Origin of the sequence: Capnocytophaga sp. (genome assembly GCF_030532915.1) — a bacterium.
In the GTDB taxonomy this organism is placed as follows: Bacteria; Bacteroidota; Bacteroidia; order Flavobacteriales; family Flavobacteriaceae; genus Capnocytophaga.
In genome coordinates this window covers 13,036-19,116 of sequence record NZ_JAUNKD010000037.1, presented here as the reverse complement: position 1 = coordinate 19,116, position 6,081 = coordinate 13,036, and the positions used below count along the sequence as shown (strand labels likewise).

The 6,081-nt window shown below is 36.5% G+C and carries 7 protein-coding genes; 6 read left to right on the top strand and 1 reads right to left on the bottom strand.

The window, feature by feature from the left end:
- The 4 genes from Q4D72_RS10225 to Q4D72_RS10210 all read left to right on the top strand — a co-directional run.
- Positions 1–1,010, top strand: a 1,010-nt coding sequence (locus Q4D72_RS10225; protein ID WP_303077761.1) for an ATP-grasp domain-containing protein, incomplete at its 5' end; no start/stop codon positions are given.
- A 189-nt stretch (positions 1,011–1,199) separates the two neighbouring features.
- Entirely contained in the window at positions 1,200–1,499 is a 300-nt protein-coding gene (locus Q4D72_RS10220; RefSeq protein WP_303077760.1) for a hypothetical protein, read from the top strand.
- A 90-nt stretch (positions 1,500–1,589) separates the two neighbouring features.
- Complete coding sequence (locus Q4D72_RS10215) at positions 1,590–3,257, top strand: hypothetical protein (protein WP_303077759.1); 1,668 nt, start codon at positions 1,590–1,592, stop codon at positions 3,255–3,257.
- A gap of 502 nt (positions 3,258–3,759) precedes the next feature.
- Positions 3,760–4,617, top strand: a complete 858-nt coding sequence (locus Q4D72_RS10210) for a GyrI-like domain-containing protein (protein ID WP_303077758.1) — start codon at positions 3,760–3,762, stop codon at positions 4,615–4,617.
- Positions 4,618–4,667: 50 nt separating this feature from the next.
- Here the strand turns inward: Q4D72_RS10210 and Q4D72_RS10205 are convergent, their stop codons facing one another.
- A complete protein-coding gene (locus Q4D72_RS10205) occupies positions 4,668–4,925 on the bottom strand; it encodes a hypothetical protein (protein ID WP_303077757.1) in 258 nt (85 codons plus the stop codon).
- A 148-nt stretch (positions 4,926–5,073) separates the two neighbouring features.
- Between Q4D72_RS10205 and Q4D72_RS10200 the strand changes: the two genes are divergently transcribed.
- Together Q4D72_RS10200 and Q4D72_RS10195 are read left to right on the top strand one after the other, a co-directional pair.
- On the top strand, positions 5,074–5,556 hold the full coding sequence (locus Q4D72_RS10200; RefSeq protein WP_303077756.1) for a hypothetical protein: 483 nt from the start codon (positions 5,074–5,076) through the stop codon (positions 5,554–5,556).
- Positions 5,557–5,672: 116 nt separating this feature from the next.
- On the top strand, positions 5,673–6,081 hold a 409-nt coding region (locus Q4D72_RS10195), incomplete at its 3' end, for a Crp/Fnr family transcriptional regulator (RefSeq protein WP_303077755.1).

Sequence of the window (6,081 nt, the reverse complement as noted above, 5' to 3'; positions counted from 1 at the left end):
TTTCCACGGATTTTGACACGGCGGACAAACTCTACTTCGAGCCTGTTTTTTGGGAGCATATTTACGACATCATTCAGCACGAAAAACCCGAAGGCGTGATTGTGCAATTGGGCGGACAAACGGCATTGAAATTGGCTGAAAAATTGCATAAATACGGCATAAAAATCATCGGAACGAGCTTCGATGCCTTGGATTTGGCGGAAGACAGAGGCAGATTTTCGTCACTTTTGAAGGATTTGGACATTCCGTATCCGAAATTTGGCGTTGCCGAGACGGCCGATGAGGCTTTGGCACTTGCCGATGAATTGGATTTTCCGCTTTTGGTGCGTCCGTCGTACGTTTTGGGCGGTCAGGGAATGAAAATCGTCATCAACAAACAGGAATTGGAGGAACACGTGGTGGATTTGCTGCGAAAAATTCCGAATAACAAACTCTTGCTCGACCATTATTTAGACGGAGCCATTGAAGCCGAAGCCGATGCGATTTGCGATGGTGAAAATGTGTATATCATTGGTATTATGGAACATATCGAGCCTTGCGGAGTGCATTCGGGCGATAGTAACGCAACCTTGCCGCCGTTTAACTTGGGCGAATTTGTAATGCAACAAATCAAAGATCACACCCACAAAATTGCCAAGGCGTTGAACACGGTGGGACTGATAAACATTCAGTTTGCCATCAAGGACGACACGGTGTACATCATCGAAGCCAATCCGCGGGCGTCGCGTACCGTACCGTTTATTGCCAAGGCTTACGGCGAGCCGTATGTGAATTACGCCACCAAAGTGATGCTTGGCGAGAAAAAAGTAACCGATTTCAACTTCCAACCGAAATTGGACGGATACGCCATCAAACAGCCTGTCTTTTCGTTTAATAAGTTCCCGAATGTGAACAAAAAACTGGGACCTGAAATGAAATCCACGGGCGAGAGCATTCTATTTATCGACGATTTGAAAGACGACCAATTCTACGAATTGTACGCCAGAAGGAAGATGTATTTGAGTAAATAGGGAATAGGCAAAAGGGATTAGAATAGTAGGGGCAAAAAATTTTTCGCCCTTGGGGTATGAAGGAAGTTTTTTTAATCACATAGATTACCTTGTATTGATAAAGGTAAATAAATTAAGTGTCAAGATAAATAAATTTTGTATATTTGTGTTTCGAAAACAATGTATGTACTAACCAAATAAATTAAAAGAATGCGAGAAATTAAAGAAGAAAGTAAATGTTTAGCTTCATTAGCTGTTTTTAGGGAGCTTTATAACAACGACAAGGATGTTTATAGTGTTATCTGTGAGTTTCTTAGAGAAATTATTTCTTCACACGGTAAATATCAATTTACTTTGACAGAAATAACAGCACTACTAAACGATACTTATGATTTCAAGATTCCTGAGGCAATTGTGAATACTTCTTTGAGTCGTTTTAAAACAACTCTTAAAAAAGAATCAGGGTTGTTTACTGTTGTAGATCAAAAAACTTTTAATATTGCAGGATAACTAACAAATAAATACAATGACGTTAAAAACAGTAATGCCTTAATTATTGAAAATCTTTTTAATTTCATAGAATCAGAAAAAGATGTAATTTTGACAGAGGAAGAGAAAATTAAAATAATACATTCTTTCATTTCGTTTGTTATTGATGAAACCACATCGCTGGAGTTTTCTGATTACATAAGTGCATATATTGTGAAACAAAAACGAGATTTAACCTTTACAAAGCAGCTCAATACAATTAAAGAAGGAGTTGTCTTATATACTGGTTTAAAATATAATTCTACAAATGAATTGGGTTCTTGGACTACTGAATTAACTATTTTTCTTGAGACTGAAATGTTATTTCATTTTGCAGGTTATAATGGAGAATTATATAAAATTTTGTTTGATGATTTGTTTTCTTTGATTAGTGAAATAAACCTAACAAGTATAAAAAAGAAAGGCAAAAGACTAATTCATTTAAAATATTTTTCTGACGTCAAAAATGATATTGAGAACTTCTTTAAAAAAGCAGAGCATATTGTTCTAGGAAGAGATAAAGCAAATCCTTCTAAAACAGCGATGACGACAATTATTGATGGCTGTAAAACACCTGCTGATGTGGTTGCTAAAAAAACTAGGTTTTATAATTTGCTTAAACAAAACTCGATTATAGAAGACGATTATACAGAGTACTATTCTATAAAAAATCACCAATATAATATCGAAGACCAAGATTTATTGGATGAGCTTTCTCAAAAAATGAATATTGATGATTTACAACCATATTTAAAATATCTGAATTTTGTGAATATTCACAGAAGAGGAAATAGCGACAATGCTTTTGAGAGAATTGGTTATGTTTTATTATCAGGAACAGCATACACATTACGTTTAGCTTTGGATGAAAATATAAAACCTAATGGTAATATCCCCCTTGCATCAAATTTAAGTTTTTTAACAAATAAATTTTGGTTTAAGTTAAACAAGGGATTTGGTAAAAGTGATCCTCCTAAATCTTTTGATATTGTGGCTAAAGCTCAAATAGTATTATCTACACAATTAAATGATACTGTTTCGGATAAGTTTGATGAACTTCAAGCTAAATTGAAAAGTGGTCAGATTACTAAAGAGGAAGTAATCTCAACCTTGGTTAATTTGAGAAGTGAAGCTAAGAAACCTGAAGAGATAAATGAGAATAATATTCTGAATATTCTAGGTTCAATTGAAGAAAACACTATAGAGAACCATTTAAAGGAACAAGAATTATTTAAATTAAAAGCGGATAAGAATGAAAAGGAGAATTCTAAGTTGAAAGAAACTCTCGCTCTAAAAAGAGCAAAAGAAGAGGAGTTACAAAAAAGGAATGAAAAACTAGAAGCCGAACTTAATAAATACAAAGAAGCAGAAAGGAAGAAAGAGCTAACGAAATTTCAAAATAATAAATGGGAGAGTTTTTGTAAATCAAAGGTAAAAGATTTATATTATTTCTTTTTCATCGCTTTTATAACATTATTGCCAATTTTAGGTGGTATAATTATAAAAACTATTAAAAGTATAGATGAGTTTGTTCAAAATTCGGGAAATTGTAAATGGATTATTTTGGGTGTGACTATTCTCTTACTTTTAGTAGATATAATGGGGAGATCTTATCTATTCAATAAGGAAAGAATAAAATCGGGTTGGCAATGGCTAACTATTAGTAAAGAACAAAAACTTAAGTTGAGAGATAAAGAATTTTCTGATTATGAGAATGAATTTAATATGGAGAATAATTAATTCATATTTATTCCAAAGTTAGCATATAAACTCAAATTCTCCCCAACACAACTTCACCCCACGAAGCTGTCCGAAAAGTCAAATTTTAGCAATTTTGTAAAAGACTAATTTACTTAAAACAGTAAATTATTTTTGAGATTTTGCTCAAAAAAACTCTTTCAGACAGTCTCTTTCTTTTTAACTATATTTTAATGCTAATCTGTTGATTTTCTTACCGCTTACTCTAGGGTGTAGATATATACATTAGATACTTTTTAACAAAAAAAGGTAAAAGATTGAGTCTAATTTTTGTCCATTAAGCCTAATTTTATGTGTTTTGTCGCCTCATGAAGGAATTTTTTAGTCGAAAATTAAATGATTTTCAGAAAGATAGTTTACAAACCTTTGATTTTTTCGCCCTTTTCTCCTACCCCTCAAAAAAACCAACTTAGCAAGATAGGAAAACCGACTTTCCTGCAATTCGTCGTATTTTTGCATCAGAAATCTCAAAAATCCAACCCCAATGAATACAAAACCCACACAGGCCGACTATCACGAGCGTATCAACCGAGTGCTGGAATACATCGGCAGTCATTTGGACGAAAAAATGGAACTGAAAACCCTTGCCGAAATCGCCCATTTTTCGGAATTTCATTTCCATCGTATCTTCAAAGCCTTTGTAAATGAGCCTGTTGGGACGCATATTACGCGTCTGCGGGTGGAGGCTTCGGCGATTTTGCTCCGATATTCCAATTTGTCGGTCGAGCAAATTGCCCAAAGGGTTGGTTATGAGATGGTTTCATCCCTGTCGAAGTCCTTTAAGAAGTTTTACGGCGTAAGCCCCACCGAGTACCGAAACGACAAAAATCGATATATTATGCGAAAAGAAGAATTCCTCACCGAAATCAAATTGAAAGCTCCGAAAATCATTGATTTAGAGCCGAAAAAGGTCATTTACATCGCCCTTACGGGGGCTTACGGAACGCTCAATTACGGCGAAACTTACGCTCAACTTTGGGCTTTCGTCAAGGAAAATAAGCTCTTCACGGCTGGGATTGAGCATATTTGCATCTCGCACGACGACCCCAAAATCACCGAGGGCGACAAACAGCGGTCGGACATCTGTCTGGCGATTCACAAGCCTGTCAAACCGCACGGAGCCATTGGTGTTAAGGAGATTGAGGGCGGCAAATACGCCGTTTTTCACTATCAGGGTGCGTACGAAAATTTGGGTCGGGTTTATGACACGATTTTCGGAAAATGGCTACCCGAAAGCGGTTACGAACTCCGCAATCTTGTTCCGTTTGAAAAATACCTGAACGATGCCCGAAAAACACCGCCCGAAAAACTCAAAACGGAGATTTATCTGCCAATCAAATAGTTTGAAACGGTTTGATATAGTTTGAGTTATGTTTGAAATTGTTTGTGTAACTAATTCAATAAATTGTAAATGTATTTTTCAGGAGTGAGCCTCCGACCTTGGAGACAAAGTCCGCACTGCGGAGTATGTGTCGTTAAGAAAATCAATGAATGGAGCGTAGAAAATATCCACTGTTTGAGCGAAGCGAGTTTGGAGATTTTTAGCAAAGCCCACGAAAGTGGGGTATGTGAGAATTGATTTTTAGCGAAGTATCCAAAGTCTTGAAATGAAATTCGCCGACCTTGTGGAGGCAATTTTTGGTTTGACATACTAAGCTCCAAGTTTTCGCTTACTATGTTTCAAGACAAAAGAACGAAATTTTAGTTTAAATAACTTCAAATAAATTCAAACTTTTCAAACAATGTCAAACAAAATCAAACAATCCTAATTTTATAATAACCTGTAAAACAATTCGTTATGAAACTTACAAAAAAAGAAAAAACAATCGGAATGGTGTTGGCTTTTTTGTTATTACTGCTGACACTCAGTGGCTCGTGGTATTTCTTTACCGAGCTGAAAGTGAGCCTGCTACAATGGGCGATGTTCAACGCTTGTTCGCCTTCGAGTTTGGTGTATTTATTTGGTTTTGTGTGGTTTATGTGGAAGAAAGAAGTGATTTTCTTGCCCCTTGCCCTCCTGCCGATGTATTATTTCGGAACGATGGGAATGTTTACTTTCGGTTGGAGCGGAGCCAATATTTTCGCCCAAATGTCGCATATCACGATGACTTTGAACCTTGTATGGGTGATTTATCTTTTCGTGAAAAACGCTCATTATGAGGATTTTGCCAAAGGTCTGCTGTGGAGCATTTTACTTTTCGTTCCCTACATCGCTTATGTGATGTACTACTGCCGAATCCACGCCGAAGAGGTTACTAAGTTATTGCAAATGAATGGGTAGTGATTTTTTAGATTTAAAAATTGGCATTAAAAGACTTCTGTAAGTAATTTTGTGTATTTTTGTGCCTTGATGGGAATTTTTCTCAATGAAAATCAAATCATTAAAACTGACAAAAAATGCACTCCACACTCAATTTTTCAGCTCTTTATGCCCATCCGCTGATTTCGGCTGAACAGCTCGAACAAATCAAGGCGGTACATCGGCAGGTAAGCATTCGCAAAGGCGATTTTTTCCTGAAAAAAGGCGAAATTTCACAGCGTTACTTTGCCCTGCAAAGCGGTATCGCTCGGAGTTTTGTCTATGACTACGACGGAAATGACATCACAACGGGATTTTTTTGTGATAATGAATTTGTTATCAATGAGTTGTCGCTTTTCAAACAACAGCCTAGCCTCGAAAATTGCGTTGCCCTGACCGACTGCACGGCGTGGGAAGTTTCCTTTGCCGATTTCCAGATTTTGTACCATTCCATCGCGGGTTTTTCCGAGTGGGGGCGACTTTTTATGACCGAAAAACTCTTCCAAA

Coding starts and splice junctions, on each gene's coding strand:
- Q4D72_RS10220 (WP_303077760.1), top strand. CDS start 1,200: ATGCGAGAAATTAAAGAAGAAAGTAAATGTTTAGCTTCATTAGCTGTT.
- Q4D72_RS10210 (WP_303077758.1), top strand. CDS start 3,760: ATGAATACAAAACCCACACAGGCCGACTATCACGAGCGTATCAACCGA.
- Q4D72_RS10205 (WP_303077757.1), bottom strand. CDS start 4,925: ATGTCAAACCAAAAATTGCCTCCACAAGGTCGGCGAATTTCATTTCAA.
- Q4D72_RS10200 (WP_303077756.1), top strand. CDS start 5,074: ATGAAACTTACAAAAAAAGAAAAAACAATCGGAATGGTGTTGGCTTTT.